Raw genomic sequence first — 19,732 nt, 5'->3', positions numbered from 1 at the left:
CTGTAAAAATAGCTTATTTAAAAAAACATTAAGTAGGAAACAAATAGTTTGCTAAGTTATATAAGCTAAACGTGCTCTATTAGGCTTTAGATTAGGGATTGTGATATGAAAGGCTTCATGCTGGCATCGCCCCATTCAGGTGCAGGTAAGACCGTATTGACGATGGCCATTTTGCGAAAATTGGCGCGGGATGGCTTTTCCATATCACCTGTAAAGGTTGGTCCAGATTATATCGATCCATCATTTCATGAAATGGCTTGCCGTAACACCGGTGTAAATCTTGATTGTTGGGCAATGCGCAGTGATTTAGTCAGTGCCTTGTCAGCGCGCGCGGTAGAAGGCGGGCGTTTGCTGATTGCAGAAGCAATGATGGGACTATTTGATGGCGCACTTGATGGAACTGGCTCTGCAGCTGATTTAGCCAGAAAACTTTCATTGCCTATTATTCTGGTAATAGATTGCTCTAAGATGTCTCATTCTATCGCGCCTTTAGTTTATGGGTTTAATAATTTTGCCGATGATATTTATATTGCTGGTGTTATTCTCAATAAGGTTGGTAGTGTCCGTCATGAAAAGCTGTTGCGTGATGCGCTAAGGCCCCTTAGTGTTAATATCCTAGGCGCCATTCATCGTAGCGAAAAATTGATGTTACCTGAGCGGCATTTGGGTCTCGTTCAAGCCCATGAAATGCAAAATATCGACAGTTTCATTGATGGTGCTGCTGATTTTGTGGCTGATTCATTGAATTTTGATGGTTTGCTTTCATTGGCAAAAACAACATCTGATCCTGATTATAGTGCTGGCGTTCCACGTCTTGAGCCGCTTGGCCAACATATAGCCATCGCACGTGATAATGCATTTCGCTTTGCCTATGCTCATATTTTGGCTGGTTGGCAGCGTCAAGGTGCAAGCCTTAGTTTTTTTTCTCCCCTTGATAATGAAGCACCAAGTAAAGATGCAAATGCAATTTTTTTGCCGGGTGGTTATCCAGAGCTTTTTGCTGAAAAATTGGCAAATGCTTCAATATTCAAAAATGCCCTACAACAAGCAAAAGCAGATGGCAAAATCATTTATGGCGAGTGTGGTGGTTATATGGTGTTGGGGGAATATATAGAAGACAAAGGCGGAACATTATATCCAATGCTCGGCTTACTACCATTAATAACTAGTATCAAAAAACCAAAACTTCATCTTGGTTATCGTAAATTATCTCCATTGTCCGGCGCTCCTTGGCGACAGGCTCTAAGGGGGCATGAATTTCACTATGCAACGACCATTAATGCCAAGGTTATTTCACCACTCTTTGCTGTTAAGGATGCCTTGGATGAGGATCAGGGTAGGGTGGGAATGTGTCACCAAAATGTGAGTGGCTCTTTTTTGCATGTCATTGATCGGGAATAAATTTTAACTATAATTTGCTATATTGCCTCTTAGAAATGTAGCTGGTTTTTGCATTATTCATAAATTTTTAAATTATTTGTCTAGTGTTTTTACTAATAATACATTGATAGGTTAAAAAAATAAATTTTTGTAACATATTATCATTAGGTTATATGGAACTAATCGCTTAACGCGGTGTTTTCTTATTAATGGATTAAGTGTTGAAGTTTTTAAAGAATTACTTTGGGCATAACGAAAATTAAGTTTCATATTTCAAGGAAAAGACGCCAAAATGGCTTTTAAAATTCATCATCTCCCAGCAGGGCAATCTTTTGATGACAAAACTCGTAAAATGAGTCAGCTAGCTTTTGCTATGGGCGGTTTTTCTATTGGAACAGCAGAATTTGTTATCATGGGCTTACTGCCTGAAGTGGCTGTTGCAACCAAGGTTGACACTTCAACAGCTGGTCATTTTGTTTCTTTTTATGCGTCAGGCGTTGTTATAGGAGCACCCTTATTAGCTGTCTTAACTGCTAAGTTGCCGCGAAAAATGCTGTTAATGGCCTTTATGATTTTTTATGCAATAGCCAATATATTATCCGGCTGTGTGTCAACCTATGATCAATTTAGCGTTTTGCGTTTTTTAAGTGGACTACCCCATGGTATTTATTTTGGGGTTGCAGCCATTGCTGCTGCATCGATGGTAGAAGCTAGAAAACGGGCGCAGGCAGTAGGAAGTGTTATGCTTGGTTTGACTGTTGCAACAGTAATCGGTGCGCCCGGTGCAACTTTAGTTGGGCAATTGTTTGGATGGCGTATTGCGTTTTTTTTGGTTGGTTTTTTAGCTTTTTTCGCAGCTTTTTTGATTTGGCGTTTTGTACCCCATTTAAATGCCGCTGTAGGAGCAAGTCCCCTGCGTGAGTTATCTGCTTTAAAAAGTGGGCAATTATGGCTATTTTTAGCAATTATTGCGATAGGATCAGGTGGCTTATTTGCTGTTTTTACTTATATAAAACCTATTTTGACCGATGTGTCTCACATAGACAGATCGTGGATACCATTTGTTTTGCCTCTTTTCGGTGCAGGTATGGTAGCCGGAAATCTAATTGGCCCTAAAATCGCGTATCGAATGGGGCTTATGCCGTCCATCTTTGTTACCACGCTTTGGGGAATTTTTGTCTTTATAATATTTGGCTTCATGGTCGAGAATGCTATTCTTGCTGTAATAGCAATATTTTTAATAGGCACGTCATTTGTTAGTCAGCCATCGGTGCAAACAAAAATCATCGAGGTTTCTTCCAATGCTCCAACCTTAGCCACAGCCTTAATGCAATCTGCCTTTAATGTCGCTAATGCTTTAGGAGCATTTTTAGGTGGTTTGGTTATCATTTATGGTTTTGGTTTGGAAGTGACGGCATGGTTAGGAGCCTTTTTGGTGATATTAGGTTTTCTTATTTTTCTTTGGGCATGGAAAATTGAAAAGAAAAGTGAAAATGATGCTGTTTCGCTCGACAGTGATCAACCTTAAAACTACTTTTTAGCTTAAGCCAGCTTTTTAAAATTGGCATATTATTTAATCGAAGTTTTAAAATATTGAAGCTTTAAATAGGCTGGATATTTCAACTATCCTAGTTCTATGAATGATTGAATGGAAAATATTTTTGCAACATAGCATATTGGTTTTGATTTTTGCTTTGATAATTGATGCCATAATTGGTGATCCAAAATGGCTATGGAAGAATATTCCACATCCTATAATCGGATTTGGAAAATTAATAACTGTCGCTGAAAAATGGGGAAACAATAAAAATTTTTCTAATTATATCAAAAAGCTAAATGGTTTTATTACAATTTTTATTTTGTGTTCGATAGCAATTTTTATGGGTGTTATCGTAGAATATGTTTGCTGGCAAAGCGGTTATTGGGGGATTTCGTTAGAAATACTAGTGGTTGCATGTTTTTTAGCGCAAAAAAGTCTCTATGATCATGTTTTTGATGTCTATCATCAATTTAAAATATATGGCATTGAAGGCGCGCGTCATGCGATATCGATGATTGTCGGACGAAATCCCGACAATCTTGATGAGGCTGCTATTTCTCGTGCAGCGATTGAAAGTCTTGCCGAGAATAGTTCTGATGGTGTTATGGCGCCAATCTTATTTTATCTTTTCTTTGGTTTGCCAGGTCTCTTATTTTATAAAATGGTTAATACTGCCGATTCTATGATTGGGCATAAAAATTTGCGTTATTTTTATTTTGGATATTTTGCAGCCAAATTAGATGATGTTGCCAACTTTATTCCAGCGCGAATTACAGCTTTTATTGGGCTTATAGCTGCACTAATCAAAAAGGGAACTATAGTCTTTAAAAAATGTTTTGTTAATATGATGTATGATGGCCCTAGGCATCGTTCGCCCAATGGCGGTTGGCCGGAGAGCGTTTATGCGGCTTTTTTAGATATTCAGCTTTCAGGGCCAAGAATATATGATGGCATCATCGTGGATGAGCCATTACAGAATATTAATGGCCGCATTGCCAAAATGGAAGACATTAAGGTTGCTCTTGCTTTTTTTAAGACTAATATGCGACTGGTTTTATTAATTTTTTTAATAGTTTATATTTGTACTTTTATTTTTTAAATCTTTTCTTAAATGCTAAACCTTACCAATAATTCATTTATTGGACATTGGCTGGTAAGGTTTAAAAAATTATAAAGAACGTAATACAAGTTGAGCTATTTGGATAAAATTTTATTCTCTACTAACTTATTTAAAATTGCATTTTAAATCCAATGGATTAAAGGAGTTGAATAAATGACGAAGTCAAGCCGCTTTCGTTTTGCCCATCGTTTTTTGTCAGCAGTCAGCCTATCAACTATTATGCTAGGTTCTGTGGTGTTGAGTGGGCCACTAACATTTTCAAGTGCCGCCCTTGCTGATCCAGTTTTTGTTGAAGGCCCTAAACAAACGGGTTTTGCTGATGTGGTGGACAAGGTAAAACCCGCAGTTGTTTCTGTTCAAGTGAAAAGCGACGCTCGCCCTCAAGAAGCCGACGGTCCTTTCTTTGGTGGGCCAGATTTTGATCAGTTACCTGATGGTCATCCATTAAAGCGTTTCTTCCGCGATTTCCAAGGTGGACCATTCGGTCCTGACGGTCCTCGTGGTCCCCATGCGAAGCCGGGAAAACCAGGTAAACCTGATGCCCCTGGGCGTATGCGCCCTGTATCGCAAGGATCTGGCTTTTTCATTTCGGAAGATGGTTATGTTGTAACCAATAATCATGTTGTATCCGATGGTTCAGCTTACGTTGTTGTGCTTGATGATGGCACTGAACTTGATGCCAAGCTCATTGGTACAGATCCGCGTACCGATTTGGCGGTTATTAAAGTCGATAGTGATCGTAAATTTCCTTATGTGGGATTTGCTGATGACAACAAGACACGCGTCGGTGACTGGGTGGTTGCAGTTGGAAACCCCTTCGGTCTTGGCGGCACGGTAACAGCTGGCATCGTATCTGCACGTGGTCGTGATATCGGCGCAAGTGTTTATGATGATTTTATTCAAATTGATGCGGCGGTCAATAAGGGCAATTCTGGCGGTCCAACTTTTAACCTCAATGGACAGGTCGTGGGTATTAATACAGCGATATTTTCTCCATCAGGTGGTAATGTTGGTATAGCTTTTGCAATTCCTGCAACAACAGCACAGCAAGTAGTTAATCAACTTATTGAACATGGAAAAGTGCAACGCGGATGGCTTGGTGTCCAAATTCAACCGGTTACTAAAGAAATTGCCGATTCCCTTGGTTTAAAGGAAGCCAAAGGTGCGTTGATTGCCGATCCAATGGATGGTCCAGCAGCTAAGGCCGGTATCAAGGCAAGTGACGTGATTGTTTCAGTCAATGATGAGCCAGTGAATGACGCAAGAGATCTTGCGCGTAAAATTGCGGCTATTGCACCTAATGAAAAGGTTACACTTGGCGTATGGCGTGAAGGTAAGAAGGAAAATATTGAGGTTACTATTGCTGCTATGCCAAGCAAGGAAAATGGTGGAGCTATTGCAGCAAAACCGGATGCTGAAGCTGATGATAGCTTAAATGATTATGGATTAACCGTTACGCCTGCCGAAGATGGTAAGGGTGGGGTAGTCGTTACCGATGTTGATCGTGATAGTGATGCTGCAGAAAAAGGTATTCGCCCAGGTGATATCATCCGTCAGGTAAATAGTCAGGATGTCGCATCAGCACAGGATATAGTCAAGGCAATCACCGAGGCTGTAAAAGCTGGCCGCTTAAATGTTGCATTGCGTGTTGAAACCGATAATAAATCACGCTTTGTACCGATCATCGTAAAGGCTAAATAAGTTTATTTAATATCTTATTTGTTGTAATGCGGGATTCATCCCGCATTACGTTTTTTTGGCTTAAGAAGGACTAGAGCCAGCGTCTATTATAAAAAATGAAATGGCATTATAAATAGAAAATACAATGAAGAGCGCAGCTTTTTTTTAGGGTATTCTAATTTTCATTTAAGTTAATAAGATCTAATCCAATGGCACATACTCTTAAAGTTGAAGCCAAAAGGTGCTATAATCCTTCATTCTTAAGCATTTTTGTAAAATAAAGTTGTAATATGGATTTTGCAAAAATGCTCCAATCATCTATTGATTTGCCTATTAATTAAAATCACAATAGGGTGGTCAATATTAACATTATAATTGATGTGAGGCTTTTATGAAAATTCTAGTTATCGAAGACGATCGCGAGGCATCGCGTTATCTTGAAAAAGCTTTGAATGAAATGGGGCACTTGGTTGATGTTGCAGGTGACGGTGAAACCGGATATACATTAGCAGAACATGGCAATTATGATGTTTTAGTTGTTGACCGTATGTTGCCGCGTCGCGATGGTCTGTCGGTAATAGCTGGTCTTCGTGCTCAAGGGGTTGAAACACCGGTTTTAATTTTATCAGCACTTGGCCAAGTTGATGATCGTGTCACTGGGTTGCGTGCTGGTGGTGATGATTATCTCACTAAGCCTTATGCTTTTTCCGAGTTGTTGGCCCGTATTGAAGTTTTGCAAAGAAGAAAAAGTCCTAAAGACGGTGAAACTGTTTATCGTGTCGGCGATCTAGAACTTGATCGTTTGTCCCATTCAGCAAGGCGAGCAGGGCATGAAATTGCCCTACAACCGCGCGAATTTCGTTTGCTTGAATATCTAATGCGCCATGCAGGGCAGGTGGTGACCCGCACTATGTTGCTTGAAAACGTTTGGGATTATCATTTTGATCCGCAAACAAATGTTATTGATGTGCATATTTCACGGTTGAGGTCAAAAATCGAAAAGGATTTTGATAGCGCACTATTGCATACTATCCGTGGTGCTGGCTATATGTTGAAGGCTGCGTAATTTAAGTGTTGTCAAGTATTAGAAATATTTTTCGAACGACCGCAGTACGTCTATCAGCACTGTTTATTTTGCTGTTTGGGCTGGTTGCGTTTGCTACTGTATTTTACATGACCAAGCTTGCTTTTACCATGGTACAAAACGAAACAAGACTCGCTTTAGCGGAGGAGGTTGCTTCGATTGAATCTGCCTATGAGCATGGCGGTATTCCGCTACTTGTACGCACAATTGATCGGCGTTCCCGCCAGCCCGGTGCGTTTTTATACCTCGTAACGGATCCTGTGGGGAGGATTTTGGCTGGTAATGTTAGTAACATTGAGCCAGGACTTTTAAAAAATGCCGATCACTTGAATGAACCCATTTATTATGGCCGTTTAGGTGATGGTAATAAGATTAATGACCATCAGGCTCTTGTCATGCTTATTAATTTACCAAATGGCATGAAAGTTATGATCGGCCGTGATTTAGGCGATCCGAAAAAATTCGCTGAGGTTTTGAATAAATCTTTGCTTTTTGCATTTAGCGCTGTTGCAATAGGTACGTTTTTAATTTGGTTTTTTATAGGACGACGCGCATTGCAACGTATCGATACTATTACGCTTGCATCGCGTAGGTTAATGAGCGGTGATTTAACAGGCCGTCTACCTGTTTCGGGTTCAGGTGATGAATTTGACCGGCTAACAAGCAATCTTAATGTGATGCTTGAAAAAATTGAAGAGTTGAATGCAGGCTTGCGCCATGTGTCCGACAACATTGCTCATGATTTAAAAACGCCGTTGACAAGGCTACGCAATAAAGCAGAGCAGGCTTTGAGCAATGATGATAGCGAAAATTATCGTGCTGCACTCAATCAGGTATTAGACGAATCCGACCAGCTTATTCGTACCTTCAATGCTATTTTAATGATTTCGCGTATTGAGGCAGGCAATACCAGTGTTGAACATAAAAAAGCTAATTTACGACAAATTGTTGAGGATGTTGCAGAGCTTTGCGAGCCAGTTGCCGAGGAAGCTGGTGTTCATATGATATTGGAGCATCTCCTTGATGTGAATATTGATGCTAGTCGCGAGCTCGTTGCCCAAACGATTTTTAATCTTACGGATAATGCAATTAAATATGCTGTGTTGGATAATCATTGTCCGCAAATTACGCTATCGATGGAAATGAACGATGACAATTATGTAAGCGTTATAGTTTCTGATAATGGCCCAGGCATACCCGAAAGTGAGCGAGAAAAAGTGACAGAACGCTTTTATCGTTTAGAAAAAAGCCGCACGCAACAAGGGTCAGGTATTGGTTTAAGTCTTGCAAAAGCGGTAATGCGCTTACATGGTGGTAGTCTTGTATTTGAAGATGCAAAACCGGGTCTTAAGGCAGTGCTTATTTTTCCAATTATTCAAAAGCAAAGTTAGTTTTTGATCCTTTTAATTAAAAGGTGAGGAGACTAGGATATCGTCAAAATTCATTTTTCCAGCCTTAGAGAATTAGCAAAGCTGTTGCAAATTTTGCTTAACTAAGTTTTAGTGAATGCAGAACTGATTGAGTGTTTCCACTTTAATATTAGTAAGACTTGGCCTAATTGATAGTTCAATTATTAAGATTAAAACTATTTGAGGTAAAATATTTCATTTTATCTCAAAATGTAAATAAGGAAAGAGTAGTCAATCTAACGATAAAGCAAAAAATGCTTTAACTGCTAAGCTTCAACTATTTCACTAGTTGCTTTTTTATTCTTATCAACGCGCAAAATTACCCGTTATAGCTGTTTTTAAAATCAACCATTGACGCTTTAGGTGGGATAACTCAAAATGCTCAGTAAACGCTTTATAATCCGCCCTTTGCGCCTGTTTAATGTAATGTGGAGCCAATGTTAAGGGTAGGAATATAGGCCTTAAACTCGGTTTTAATTTTTGTTCAGCCGCTTTAAAATCATTATAATGTTCAAAAGAAAAAGCAGTTATAGCTGTAATTAGTCTTGACTTTTGTTCGCTATTTTCGCTATCGGCAGTAATATCTTCACGTTTAACACCAACGGCGTTTAAAATTTCATCTGGGATATAAAGTTGATGTTCGGCGGTAATCATCGGTAAGAACTGTATCATTTGCATCAACACTGCAGTTACGCCGCCATAACCGCATGCATCATTGCTATTTTGTGCTTCAAATTCATCAATTATTTGACAGGCAAGCTTAAGTAAGATTGATTGCGTTTCGCCGCAATAGCCTTCAAAGTCAGCAATAGTTGAAAATGAATCATTGTAAAGATCAAAAATACGGGCTTCGCAGGCGTCAATTAAAACTTTTTTCGGTAAGTCGTAAGTATTAATTGCTTCCAGTAAGGCATCAAGAACCGGATTTTGTGTAGGTTCGCTATTTGCTCTTTCAATATTATCAGCCCACCACCGTAACCTTACTTCACCGGCTAATGGTTCTTTAACGACATTGCGGATACGAGCAATTTCGTGATTAAAGGCAAATAATGCAGCAAGTCCAGCTCGCTTTTGACGTGGCGCAAAAAGCAAAGCAATATAACGGTCGAAATCGCCCTGCTTTAAGAGCTGCATACAATATTGCGTATTATCCATTATTCAACCGCATAAAGAATAGCTGCTACGGCACGATTTTCCGCCAACAAAACATTAAAAGTGCGCACTGCTGCGCCTGTACTCATTGTATCTGTAGAAATATTTCGTGCTTGCAAGGCAGAACGGACATCTTTTGTTAGACGTAATAGCTTTTCCCCAGTTCCAATTAATAAAATTTCAATGCCGTCAGCCTCTTGTAAAACTCGATCAATATCCGCCATGGTTGGTGTTGCAGCACCGAGGTCTATCCCATAAATACCGCTTGGTATACAAATAATCGAGCCCTTATGAGACATATCGGCAAAACGAAAACCACCATTTCCATAGGCATCAATAGGGGCGCTGCCGGGGAAATGCGCGTCACGAATCTCAATTCCTTGAACCATTAGAACTTCCAATTTTGTACTTATAATGCGTCATTTTAAAATAGAGCTATTTTACCTATACAACTTGTTCTTCGGCATATTCTATTTGCTTGTTGCGCCCAATACCTAATAAAACAGCTAAGGGACCGGCAATAAAGATAGATGAATAAGTTCCAATTATAATGCCAAGCAATAAGACTGATGCAAAATCACGCATATCTGTACCACCAAAATAATAAAGTGGAATATGGGCTATTAATGTTGCTAGTGATGTTAAAAGGGTACGCGATAAAGTGCGATTAATAGCAATATCGACAAGCGAAGTTATTTGGATATATCCATCCTTACGTAATAATTCTCTTATACGATCATAAACGACGATGGTATCGTTAAGCGAATAGCCAATGATTGCTAATACTGCTGCAATGCTCCAAATATTAAACTGCCACTGGAAAACAATAAACAAGAATAACAAGATGATAACATCATGAATGGTGGTTACGACCGCACCAATTGCAAACTTCCAATCAAAACGCAACCAAACATAGCCGAATATCGCAATAAGTGAAATGATAACTGCTACCATACTTGCAGAAGAAAGATTTTCTGATATTTGCGGTCCTACAACATCCATACGTTGCAATTGATAATCTTGCGAAAATTCGTTTCTAAGTTTTACAGCAACAGATTGATCTGCGTCTTCGCCCATTTCTTGACTTGGAACCGTTAGATAGAGAATTTTTGCGTTTTTAGATTGCGTAATAACAACGTCGCCAATATTGAGATTTTCCACCCGCTCAGCCACGTCATTTGCATCAGCCTCATCACCTTTAGCCTCTAAAACGGCAAGAGAGCCTCCAGCAAAATCAATACCATAATTAATACCACTCATTAGGCTTAAGCCGCAGGTTGCAATGATTAATGCGCAAGCAAGACTCAATGTCCACTTACCAATGCGCATAAAGGCTATGCGCGTATTAACAGGAACAATACGGAAAATACGGGCAGGCACCTCGCCTGGTTTGAAATAACGCACCCATGTGGAGATCATTAAACGGGTAAAGGTAAGCGTTGTGAAAAGCGATACAATAATACCAACGGTAACCGTCAAAGCGAAACCATGAATTGGTCCAATACCAAGCAGAAATAACACAACTGCCGCAATTAAAGTGGTAATATTGGCATCAATAATTGTGCCTTTTGCTCTTGCAAAGCCAGCCTCTAATGCTTGCGTGACCGAATAGCCATTGCGACGATCCTCCCGTATACGTTCATATATCAGGATAATAGCATCAACCGAAACGCCAATAGTTAAAACAAGACCCGCAAAGCCGGCGAGTGAAAGCGGCACGCCTATAAAACTTAAAATTGTTATGACAAGTGCCAAATTTGCAGTTAATGCAATATCGGCTACAACGCCTAAAAAGCCGTATGAAATAATCATAAAAATCGCAACAACTAATAAAGCACCGATTGCCGCTTTAAAGCCTGAAGATGCATAGTCCTTGCCTAGATCTGCACCAATAGTGCGCTCTTCAATCAAGGTAACTGCAGTAGGAAGAGGGCCGCTTGAAATCAGGGTTGCAAAACTACTTGCACGCTCTTTTTCAACAGGACCAATATCAAGATAACCAGCATCAACTTTTTTTACATTATTCTCAATCCAGATAACATCACCATCCATAATGAAAAATAAGCGTTTGTTGGGTGATGATTTTGTAAAATTATCTAAGGCTTGTGCGCCAGCTTCATCAAGAGTTATTCTAACGTCTGCTTCATCACTTTCAGCTTTCGTTTCAACCGATGCACCAACAAGATTTTCTCCAAGAATAACTGGATTGGCATTAATTAAATAACCAACTGGCGGATCTGAAAAATCATAAAAAATTTCGCTATTTTTGGGCGCTGAAACCTTACCTGTTATAACATCTTGCGCCTTGATATTATCCACCTCTTGGTAAATTGCTATATTCGCAGGTACGCTGACAATATCTTTTAATTCTTGCACATTAAAAAAGCCTGGCACTTCAACACGTATCGCCTGCCTGCTTTGTGCATTTACGCTATAATCCATAAATTCTTGGTTAAATTGATCTAAACGACGAGTAATGACATCGATTGTATCAAGGCGCAATTGTCCATCATCTTTCGGCAACTGCATAATAATCCGCGAGCCACCGCGCAGATCAATGCCCAAAGGCAAATGCAAATTGGCATAACTTGACGGTAATTTTGATAAAATGCTGCTTGGCAAAATGTTGGGCAACGCAAAGACGATTCCAAACAAGATTACTGCCCAAATGAGAACCCGTTTCCACACAGAAAAAAATAGCATTTATTGAGTTCCCATTTAAAGAGTTTACAGTGATCATTTTTGTTTTTGGCAAAGCAAAAAGCTAGAACATATAAATGCTTACATTATCATTTTAAAATGCTCTAGCTATTTTTTAATTATTTATTTTCTGATGCTTGATCATTGTCAACAGCTGTTTCATTGCTGTCATCTTTATCTACTTTTTCATCAGTTTTTTTGTCGTTTTTATTACCACGATCTTTATTATTAGCTTTGGTGGCAGTTTTTTCTGTCGCAACTTCACTCTTGGTGCGAACATTTGATAAGGTGCTACGCAACACGCGAACACGCACATTATCGGCAAGTTCTACTTCCACTTCACCCTCAGCATCAAAAACTTTAGTAACCTTACCAATAAAGCCACCGCCAGTCACAACACTATCGCCGCGGCGAACAGCATTGATCATTTCCTGATGTCTTTTCATTTGCGCTCTTTGAGGGCGTATCATAAGGAAATACATAATGACGAAAATGAGAAGCAATGGTGCAAAATTCATAAATGATGCGGCACCTCCACCTGCAGCTTGCGCATAAGCTGGTGTAATAAATGACATAGGAAAACTCCTTAAGCAATTTGATAAAAATAGCGTTATCAACGCTACCAGTTGTTAATATGAAATAATGTGTTGCGATGGTTATAGCAACTAGCAAAAACAATGAATTGCATTTTTCTCACCAAGAACATAATAATAATATCAAAATATTGCCATAAAGGTTAGAGTTTTCATGTCTGATAATCCCGAACTGCTTCATAAACTTGATGAACTGATTAGCGTACTTAGACAAATCGCACCGCCAATTGCCAAACCGATGGATGCAGAAAGTGCCGATTGCTTTGTTTGGGATGCTGCAAATCTAAAGCTCAACCCAGTAAAAAATGTTAATCGCGTGGATATTGCACTGATTAAAGGCGTTGATCAATCCCGTGACATGCTCGTTGAAAATACACGGCGATTTGCGCAAGGCTTTGCAGCCAACAATGTTTTGCTTTGGGGCGCACGCGGCATGGGTAAGTCATCTTTGATTAAATCTGCTCATGCTGCGGTTAATTTAGACAAACTTGGCGAAGGACGTTTAAAATTAGTAGAAATTCATCGTGAGGATATTGATTCTTTACCACAGTTGATGAATCTTTTAAAAAATACGCCTTATAATTTCATTCTCTTTTGCGATGATTTATCTTTTGATCATGATGATACATCCTATAAATCTTTAAAAGCAGCTCTTGACGGCGGTATTGAAGGCCGTCCTAATAATGTTTTATTTTACGCAACCTCCAATCGCCGCCATTTAATGCCGCGTGATATGATTGATAATGAACGTTCAAGCGCCATCAATCCTTCAGAAGCCATTGAAGAGAAAGTTTCGCTTTCGGATCGTTTTGGCCTGTGGCTTGGTTTTCATAAATGTAGTCAAGATGATTATTTAGCCATGATTTATGGTTATGCTGATCATTATAATTTACCAATTGATCGCAATGAATTGCGCCAAGAAGCACTTAGTTGGGCGACAACCCGTGGTAATCGTTCTGGACGCGTTGCATGGCAATTTATTCAAGATGTTGCCGGACGGCTTGGAAGGAATATCCGCTAATAAGTTCGTGGCATTTAATAAACCACTTTCATTTAATGCGGCGATTTATTGTTTTAATTAAATATTTTACTATTTATGGGCAATCTTGCTTATTTTAATAATTGGCAAAGATAAAAATTATGTTTGAAAATTCAAAGCTTTTAGGAGTGGTTCTCTCTGGTGGTCGCTCGCAGCGAATGGGCAGCGATAAAGCCCTTATTGCTATTGGTGACACCACCTTACTTGACCATATATATAATCGCTTATCGTTACAGATGTTAGAAAGTCAGGAACCTTACCTTACCAAAGGTGAGGTTATTGTCAGCACTAATAATCCATTATTGCTTGCCAAAAAGGATAGAATTTATATGGCGGACAAGGAGGCGTTTAGTAATCTTGGACCGCTATCTGGTATTTATGCGGCAGCGGCCTATGCACAAAATCATAATTATCGCGCCATTGTAACAGTGGCAGTTGATACGCCATTTTTTCCAAAAAATTATATCGCACGATTACAAGCATTTTATAAAGCTGATTTGGATAGAGCAATATTGTCAACCTATAACGGAGAATACCAGCCAACTTTTGGTCTTTGGCCAGTCAATTTAATTGATGATCTGAAAAGCCATTTACAGGCAGGCAAAAGAAGTATCTATTCATTTGCACAAAAGGTAGATGCTAAGAACTATGAGTTTGGCAATGAACTTGAAAATAGCATTAATCCGTTTTTTAATGTCAATACCAAAGACGACCTTGAGGTTGCTAAGTCATTATGGTGTTAGGTAAGGTAAATTAACATGGAACATAAGATATTTGGTATAACTGGTTGGAAAAATAATGGTAAAACCACAATGACCGAACGTGTTGTTGCCGAGCTTACCTCTCGAGGTTATAAAATTGCAACGATAAAACATGCGCATCATGATTTTGATATCGATGTTGAAGGCACCGATTCTTGGCGTCATCGTCAAGCTGGAGCAGGTGAAGTTGCTGTTGTATCAGCTAATCGCTGGGCATTTATCCATGAAAATTTGGATGAAGACGAACCACATATGGCAGTAATTTTATCGCATTTTTCTCCGTGTGATCTTATAGTTGTTGAAGGCTATAAGCGAGAAGGCCACGACAAGCTGGAAATTCGCCGTGAAGGAGGAAAACGCGGGGAAAACCTTAGTTTGAATGACCCTCATATTGTTGCTGTGGCAAGTGATATGGATCAAAGCAATGAAACGCTACCGGTTTTTGATATTGATGATATAATCGCTATTTCGGATTTTATCGAAAATCATATGGATTTGCACAAAAATAAATTGGGGGATTAAAATGCTAAAAATCTGGGGGCGCAATAATTCTATAAATGTAAAAAAAGTTCTTTGGATCGCCGAGGAACTTGGGTTAAATTATGAAAACATCGAAGTTGGAGGCAAATTTGGCGGTTTAGATACACCGAAGTTTTTAACACTTAATCCTAATGCTATGATTCCAGTTATTGATGATGATGGTTTTATCTTATGGGAATCGAACACTATTGTTCGCTATATTGCAGCACAATATGGTCGCGATAGTTTTTGGATCGACGACCCAAAGCAACAGTGCGCTGCTGAAAAATGGATGGATTGGGCTAGTGAAGAGCTTTTTCCGCTATTTAAAGTTATTTTGTTCAACTCGGTACGTTTAGCACCAGAAAAACGTGATGCTCATATTTTAGCTGATGCAATAGATGATTTTGAGAATAAACTTTCTATAATTGAAAATGAACTCAGTTTAAACCTATGGCTTTCTGGTAAGAATTTTGGTGTTGCCGATATTATTGTTGGAACTTTTATTTATTATTATTATGAAATTAATATCAAACGGTATAAAGATTTTCCGAAGATTTCAAATTGGTATCAAAGGTTAAAAAAGCGGCCATCTTATGTAAAAATTATCATGGTTCCAATTGTTTAATTTTATTTTATCATTCGTTTTACCTAGGTTCATTTAGGCGCATAAAGTGTTGCATAGAAAAAAGACGTCAATCAATCTGCGCTCATTAATGCGCGCGCGTAAACCTTCTGACATTATCATTATTGTTTTGATTATTGGTTGCTTGGCGCTGCTAAAGGGCTTTAGTAATGATCAGAATAGTTTGAATACTAACACAGCGAATGCCAATATAATTACAGGTTTTGCCCATATCAGCGATGGTGATTCTATTCGCATTAATGGCGAGAGAATAAGATTGCTTGGGATGGACGCACCTGAGCTTGCGCAATATTGCACTAAGGGACAAGAAAAATTTGCCTGCGGTGAATTGTCAAAGCAACATTTAATCAAAATGATTAATGGGCGTAAAGTATCATGCAGATGGATAGAGCGGGATAAATATAAACGTATTTTGGGGCAGTGTATGGTTGAAAATATCGATATTAGTCGCCAAATGGTAGAAGATGGCTGGGCAGTTAGCTATTCAAGTTACCCCAAAGAAGAACGTTTTGCTAAAAGCAATAAACTTGGCATGTGGGTGTGGCAAGTACAGCGCCCTAATCAATGGCGAAAAGATAACCCACGCAAAAATTGAAATATCGAGATTAAAAATGCAGGAAAGCATTAGGAAAAACACCTATGGTAATTTTCAATCGCAATTAGCAAAGCTTGATGAAGATATTAAAAGCTGCCGAATTTGTCAGGATTGCCCGAAATATTTTCCTGCTTTGCCCGTTGAGCCCCGACCAGTCTGTATAAGTTCAAATAAAGCGCAAATTGCCATTGCAGGACAGGCCCCTGGTTTGAAAGTCTTTGAAACGGGAATTCCATTTAATGATGCATCGGGCAACCGTTTGCGACAATGGCTTGATGTAACAGCGCAATATTTTTATAATAAAGACAATTTTGCAATTGTGCCAATGGGATTTTGTTTTCCTGGTTATGATAGTAAAGGATCTGACCTTCCGCCAAGAAAAGAATGTCAACAGCAATGGCACGCGCAATTATTCTGCCTTATGCCACAAATTAAGGTTGTTTTAGCCATTGGTCAATATGCGCAAAAATGGCATATTAAACAGGGATTGGGAAAAAATCTTACCCAAACAGTTAGCAACTGGCGCGATATTTTAAGAATAAAGCAACCAATGGGCTACCATGTTTTACCGCTACCGCATCCATCTTGGCGCAATACATCTTGGATTAAAAAGAACTCTTGGTTTAGCGATGAATTGTTACCAGTTTTGCAAAAAATCGTTAAGAACCAAGATGTCGATTTTATGGCTTTAACAACAAATGGAAGCTAGCCGTCATTATGTCGTGGGTACTTTACATTATGGCGATATAGATGAGAGGGTTCACCCATTTATGAAATGCAAATAGATCGCTTGACGGTTGGTGTGCCTGAAGCTTGTCTATTTGCCTTTTTAAAAATGCTATATTGATAAAAATTGCATTTTTTTGCGATAGGGTAATTTGTAGCATATCGAGTGATTGCCTGCATATTATCAGGCATTTGCAAAGGCAATCGGTCGAAAACAAATACCACTAACGCTCAATAAGAGATTCGCTACTAAATAACGCATTATATTAAAGTAAACTAATCATAGCTTGAGACAACTAACAGGCTAAAACTCAAAGCACGCTATTATACGCTGTGAGGATTTAAGAACCCCATAATGACGTCAGCTGCAATTTCACCAGAAGGCCGGTCAGTTTTCATAATATCATAAATTTTTTGAAAACCTTCTAATTGTGCACTTTGTGCTGGCCCTGTATGGCTAAGTCGTTCTACTTGTCGGGCTAGCATGCCGACATTGATATATTCATTAAAATATTCAGGAACAACAGGTTCATCGGCGATTATATTGGGTAGAGCCGCCGACCAAATAGTAATTTTGGATAAAACAATTAATTTTGTAAACCAATCAGCACGATATGCCAAAACAGTTGGTATGTTACATAAAGCCAGCTCTAATGACACAGTTCCAGATGCAGCCAGTGCAACATCAGCTTGTTTAAATGCTTGCCATTTTTCAGTCTCGCCGACGACAATAGTGGGTTTAACAGCCCACTCGGACACTAATTGTCGCACTTCCTTTTCAATTTTGGGTAAAGTTGGCAATATAAAGTCAACATTTTTTACGCGTTGTGACAGTTCATTGACCGCCCTACCAAAGTCCGGCATTAGAGCACGTACTTCAGATCTACGCGAGCCTGGTAAAATAATAACTCGCTTTTCTTCAACCTCAATTCGCTTTTGCCGGAAATGACGCACGTCCTCAATTGGAGTGGATGCAAGCAAACGATGACCAACATAGGTTGAAGGTGGGCCATCTAGCATTTCCATAACTTTTGGTTCAAAAGGTAAAATAACGAGGACGTGGTCAATATAGCCGCGCATTTCTTTCGCGCGTTGCGGCCGCCAAGCCCAAACAGAGGGGGCAATATATTTAATAATTGGGATTGATGGATTTAATGCACGCACACGTTTAGCAACGCGATGGGTAAAATCTGGGCTATCAATAATAATAAGACAGTCAGGATTCTGGTCTGCTATAAATTGTGCAAGATTTTTTATGTGCGAATAGAGTTTAGGTAACCGTTTCAATACAGCACTAATGCCCATAAGCGCGATGTCCTCTGGGTCAAAAAAACTTTTTAAACCATATCTTTCTAGGTGTTGACCACCAACGCCAATCAATTCAATGGGCACACTAGACTTCTTTGTCAATACTTCCATGAGATCCGCGCCAAGTAAGTCGCCAGATTCTTCACCTGCAACAATGGCAATTTTTAATTTTTTTGTCATCGAGCGAAATATGCCTTAAAATGCATGATCATTGATTTAATCGAAAAAACGAAAAGTGCTTTATTTTAACCTTAATGTTTCTCACATTTAACTTTACTAAGCTAAAATAAGTACCTCAAAAGATACTGGACAAATTAATGTCCCGAGCCGCTTCCAAAAGGGCTGACGCCTATATTAGAGCCTTTTTGAAAGGCATCTTCTTTGTTATTTGTCTCGCTGGTGAAAGTCCGCCACTGGCGCTGCCCATTGTCTCCAAGATACCAATAACCTGTTGTTTCCGTTACGCCTTCATTCTTAACCAAGGATGACGAATTTGAACTGCAACCGCTAAGCACAACAACCCCGCTGCAAATTGCTAAAAGAATGGATAATTTCATTAAGGTTCCTCTTTTGTGACGTATAAGTATTTCAGGTGTATGGAAAACTGAAAAATTATAATATTATCTGGTTGCTAAAGTAAATTGAAAAGGTTAGCAGGCGCTCTTGGATCCGCGAAAATAGCTGCAATAATATATAGTAAGACAGCTGCAGCAACCAAGCCGTCAACCCGATCCATTACCCCCCCATGTCCTGGAAGTAGGTTACTTGAATCCTTAACCCCAAAGTAACGCTTCACCCAAGATTCTCCAATATCACCTGCTTGTGACGCAATTGAAAGAACAAGAGCAAGCAACGGTACCCAAATATCGGTTGGAGTAATACTTACAACAAGTGAATTTTTCATCAACAGCAGTACAACCAGTACACCGCCGGCAACGCCAATAGCTGCTCCACCTATTGCTCCAGACCAAGTTTTGTTAGGGGAAAATTTGGGAGCAAGTTTGGGGCCGCCAAGCGCACGTCCATTGAAGTAGGCGGCAATATCGGTTCCCCAAACAATTGCAAATAGAAAAACAATGGCGCCGAATCCCATTTGTTCATCGCCACGTAGAAGCGTGAGCGCAAGCGCGGGAAGGGTGCCGTATAGAAATCCGCCTGCGACCCAACCAGCATTTTTTAAAAAAGCAAAAGCCAAAACTACTGAAAATAGAATAACAGCGGTGAAAATAATAAAAATGTCAAATTTAAATAATACTAAAGCAAAAATCGAAAAATAGAATATCCATCCCAAAAAGAATGTTAAATTATTTTGCTTTGCTTTACTGATTGTTTGCCACTCATGTAGTACCGCAAGACCAATTAGAAAAGAAAGAATTGAAAACCAAATGCCACCTAAAAAGGTGACTACAAGCGTTAAAAGCGCTAAAATTAATGCCGTAATAATTCGGGTTTGCAAATTCGACATTAACTACCACCGTAT

The 19,732-nt window shown here is 39.3% G+C and carries 19 protein-coding genes; 12 read left to right on the top strand and 7 right to left on the bottom strand.

Annotated elements, in window-relative coordinates; all coding sequences use genetic code 11:
* Positions 1-105: 105 nt before the first annotated feature.
* The 6 genes from N5852_RS08015 (at position 106) to N5852_RS07990 (ending at position 8,195) form a co-directional block, all read left to right on the top strand.
* Complete coding sequence (locus N5852_RS08015) at positions 106-1,401, top strand: cobyrinic acid a,c-diamide synthase CobB (protein ID WP_262097313.1); 1,296 nt, start codon at positions 106-108, stop codon at positions 1,399-1,401.
* A 271-nt stretch (positions 1,402-1,672) separates the two neighbouring features.
* Entirely contained in the window at positions 1,673-2,908 is a 1,236-nt protein-coding gene (locus N5852_RS08010; RefSeq protein WP_262097312.1) for an MFS transporter, read from the top strand.
* 112 nt (positions 2,909-3,020) lie between these two features.
* Entirely contained in the window at positions 3,021-4,019 is a 999-nt protein-coding gene (cbiB, locus tag N5852_RS08005) for an adenosylcobinamide-phosphate synthase CbiB (RefSeq protein WP_262097311.1), read from the top strand.
* A gap of 174 nt (positions 4,020-4,193) precedes the next feature.
* On the top strand, positions 4,194-5,741 hold the full coding sequence (locus N5852_RS08000; protein ID WP_262097310.1) for a Do family serine endopeptidase: 1,548 nt from the start codon (positions 4,194-4,196) through the stop codon (positions 5,739-5,741).
* A 370-nt stretch (positions 5,742-6,111) separates the two neighbouring features.
* On the top strand, positions 6,112-6,786 hold the full coding sequence (locus tag N5852_RS07995) for a response regulator transcription factor (RefSeq protein WP_262097309.1): 675 nt from the start codon (positions 6,112-6,114) through the stop codon (positions 6,784-6,786).
* 8 nt (positions 6,787-6,794) lie between these two features.
* A complete protein-coding gene (locus N5852_RS07990; RefSeq protein ID WP_262099728.1) occupies positions 6,795-8,195 on the top strand; it encodes a sensor histidine kinase in 1,401 nt (466 codons plus the stop codon).
* Positions 8,196-8,519: 324 nt separating this feature from the next.
* Here N5852_RS07990 and N5852_RS07985 read toward each other — a convergent pair whose 3' ends face one another.
* The 4 genes from N5852_RS07985 to yajC all read right to left on the bottom strand — a co-directional run bounded on the left by N5852_RS07985 (position 8,520) and on the right by yajC (position 12,640).
* Entirely contained in the window at positions 8,520-9,368 is an 849-nt protein-coding gene (locus N5852_RS07985; RefSeq protein ID WP_262097308.1) for a phytoene/squalene synthase family protein, read from the bottom strand.
* Complete coding sequence (locus tag N5852_RS07980) at positions 9,368-9,754, bottom strand: Mth938-like domain-containing protein (RefSeq protein ID WP_262097307.1); 387 nt, start codon at positions 9,752-9,754, stop codon at positions 9,368-9,370. The genes N5852_RS07985 and N5852_RS07980 overlap by 1 nt, the downstream gene beginning before the upstream one ends.
* A gap of 55 nt (positions 9,755-9,809) precedes the next feature.
* Positions 9,810-12,068 carry a protein translocase subunit SecD gene (secD, locus tag N5852_RS07975; protein WP_262097306.1) on the bottom strand — a complete coding sequence of 753 codons (2,259 nt, stop codon included), beginning with the start codon at positions 12,066-12,068 and terminating at the stop codon, positions 9,810-9,812.
* 116 nt (positions 12,069-12,184) lie between these two features.
* Entirely contained in the window at positions 12,185-12,640 is a 456-nt protein-coding gene (gene yajC, locus N5852_RS07970) for a preprotein translocase subunit YajC (protein ID WP_262097305.1), read from the bottom strand.
* A gap of 172 nt (positions 12,641-12,812) precedes the next feature.
* On the opposite strand from yajC, the gene N5852_RS07965 reads away from it, so the two are divergent.
* From N5852_RS07965 to N5852_RS07940, 6 genes are all read left to right on the top strand, one after another.
* Complete coding sequence (locus N5852_RS07965; RefSeq protein WP_262097304.1) at positions 12,813-13,679, top strand: ATP-binding protein; 867 nt, start codon at positions 12,813-12,815, stop codon at positions 13,677-13,679.
* A 119-nt stretch (positions 13,680-13,798) separates the two neighbouring features.
* Positions 13,799-14,440, top strand: a complete 642-nt coding sequence (locus N5852_RS07960; protein ID WP_262097303.1) for a molybdenum cofactor guanylyltransferase — start codon at positions 13,799-13,801, stop codon at positions 14,438-14,440.
* 15 nt (positions 14,441-14,455) lie between these two features.
* Positions 14,456-14,980, top strand: coding sequence for a molybdopterin-guanine dinucleotide biosynthesis protein B (mobB, locus tag N5852_RS07955; protein WP_262097302.1), 525 nt, complete (start codon positions 14,456-14,458; stop codon positions 14,978-14,980).
* 1 nt (position 14,981) lies between these two features.
* A complete protein-coding gene (locus N5852_RS07950; protein WP_262097301.1) occupies positions 14,982-15,605 on the top strand; it encodes a glutathione S-transferase family protein in 624 nt (207 codons plus the stop codon).
* Positions 15,606-15,651: 46 nt separating this feature from the next.
* Positions 15,652-16,218 (top strand): thermonuclease family protein, encoded by a 567-nt coding sequence (locus N5852_RS07945; RefSeq protein WP_262097300.1) that lies wholly within the window; start codon positions 15,652-15,654, stop codon positions 16,216-16,218.
* 16 nt (positions 16,219-16,234) lie between these two features.
* Positions 16,235-16,927 (top strand): uracil-DNA glycosylase family protein, encoded by a 693-nt coding sequence (locus tag N5852_RS07940; protein ID WP_262097299.1) that lies wholly within the window; start codon positions 16,235-16,237, stop codon positions 16,925-16,927.
* Between the two features lie 341 nt (positions 16,928-17,268).
* Here the strand turns inward: N5852_RS07940 and lpxB are convergent, their stop codons facing one another.
* The 3 genes from lpxB to N5852_RS07925 form a co-directional block, all read right to left on the bottom strand.
* Positions 17,269-18,432, bottom strand: a complete 1,164-nt coding sequence (lpxB, locus tag N5852_RS07935; protein ID WP_262097298.1) for a lipid-A-disaccharide synthase — start codon at positions 18,430-18,432, stop codon at positions 17,269-17,271.
* A gap of 134 nt (positions 18,433-18,566) precedes the next feature.
* Positions 18,567-18,809, bottom strand: a complete 243-nt coding sequence (locus N5852_RS07930; RefSeq protein ID WP_262097297.1) for a hypothetical protein — start codon at positions 18,807-18,809, stop codon at positions 18,567-18,569.
* A 74-nt stretch (positions 18,810-18,883) separates the two neighbouring features.
* Positions 18,884-19,717, bottom strand: coding sequence for a phosphatidate cytidylyltransferase (locus tag N5852_RS07925; protein ID WP_262097296.1), 834 nt, complete (start codon positions 19,715-19,717; stop codon positions 18,884-18,886).
* Positions 19,718-19,732: the final 15 nt, after the last annotated feature.

Origin of the sequence: Bartonella sp. HY328, assembly GCF_025449335.1 — a bacterium.
In the GTDB taxonomy this organism is placed as follows: domain Bacteria; phylum Pseudomonadota; class Alphaproteobacteria; order Rhizobiales; family Rhizobiaceae; genus HY038.
This window is presented reverse-complemented; position numbering and strand designations above follow the sequence as displayed.

Bases quoted from the DNA above. Each gene is read 5' to 3' on its own strand.
- N5852_RS08000 (WP_262097310.1), top strand. From the start codon at position 4,194: ATGACGAAGTCAAGCCGCTTTCGTTTTGCCCATCGTTTTTTGTCAGCA.
- lpxB (WP_262097298.1), bottom strand. From the start codon at position 18,432: ATGACAAAAAAATTAAAAATTGCCATTGTTGCAGGTGAAGAATCTGGC.
- N5852_RS08010 (WP_262097312.1), top strand. From the start codon at position 1,673: ATGGCTTTTAAAATTCATCATCTCCCAGCAGGGCAATCTTTTGATGAC.
- N5852_RS07950 (WP_262097301.1), top strand. From the start codon at position 14,982: ATGCTAAAAATCTGGGGGCGCAATAATTCTATAAATGTAAAAAAAGTT.
- N5852_RS08015 (WP_262097313.1), top strand. From the start codon at position 106: ATGAAAGGCTTCATGCTGGCATCGCCCCATTCAGGTGCAGGTAAGACC.
- secD (WP_262097306.1), bottom strand. From the start codon at position 12,068: ATGCTATTTTTTTCTGTGTGGAAACGGGTTCTCATTTGGGCAGTAATC.
- N5852_RS07930 (WP_262097297.1), bottom strand. From the start codon at position 18,809: ATGAAATTATCCATTCTTTTAGCAATTTGCAGCGGGGTTGTTGTGCTT.
- N5852_RS07925 (WP_262097296.1), bottom strand. From the start codon at position 19,717: ATGTCGAATTTGCAAACCCGAATTATTACGGCATTAATTTTAGCGCTT.
- N5852_RS07995 (WP_262097309.1), top strand. From the start codon at position 6,112: ATGAAAATTCTAGTTATCGAAGACGATCGCGAGGCATCGCGTTATCTT.
- yajC (WP_262097305.1), bottom strand. From the start codon at position 12,640: ATGTCATTTATTACACCAGCTTATGCGCAAGCTGCAGGTGGAGGTGCC.
- N5852_RS07980 (WP_262097307.1), bottom strand. From the start codon at position 9,754: ATGGTTCAAGGAATTGAGATTCGTGACGCGCATTTCCCCGGCAGCGCC.
- N5852_RS07985 (WP_262097308.1), bottom strand. From the start codon at position 9,368: ATGGATAATACGCAATATTGTATGCAGCTCTTAAAGCAGGGCGATTTC.
- mobB (WP_262097302.1), top strand. From the start codon at position 14,456: ATGGAACATAAGATATTTGGTATAACTGGTTGGAAAAATAATGGTAAA.
- N5852_RS07960 (WP_262097303.1), top strand. From the start codon at position 13,799: ATGTTTGAAAATTCAAAGCTTTTAGGAGTGGTTCTCTCTGGTGGTCGC.
- N5852_RS07940 (WP_262097299.1), top strand. From the start codon at position 16,235: ATGCAGGAAAGCATTAGGAAAAACACCTATGGTAATTTTCAATCGCAA.
- N5852_RS07965 (WP_262097304.1), top strand. From the start codon at position 12,813: ATGTCTGATAATCCCGAACTGCTTCATAAACTTGATGAACTGATTAGC.
- cbiB (WP_262097311.1), top strand. From the start codon at position 3,021: ATGATTGAATGGAAAATATTTTTGCAACATAGCATATTGGTTTTGATT.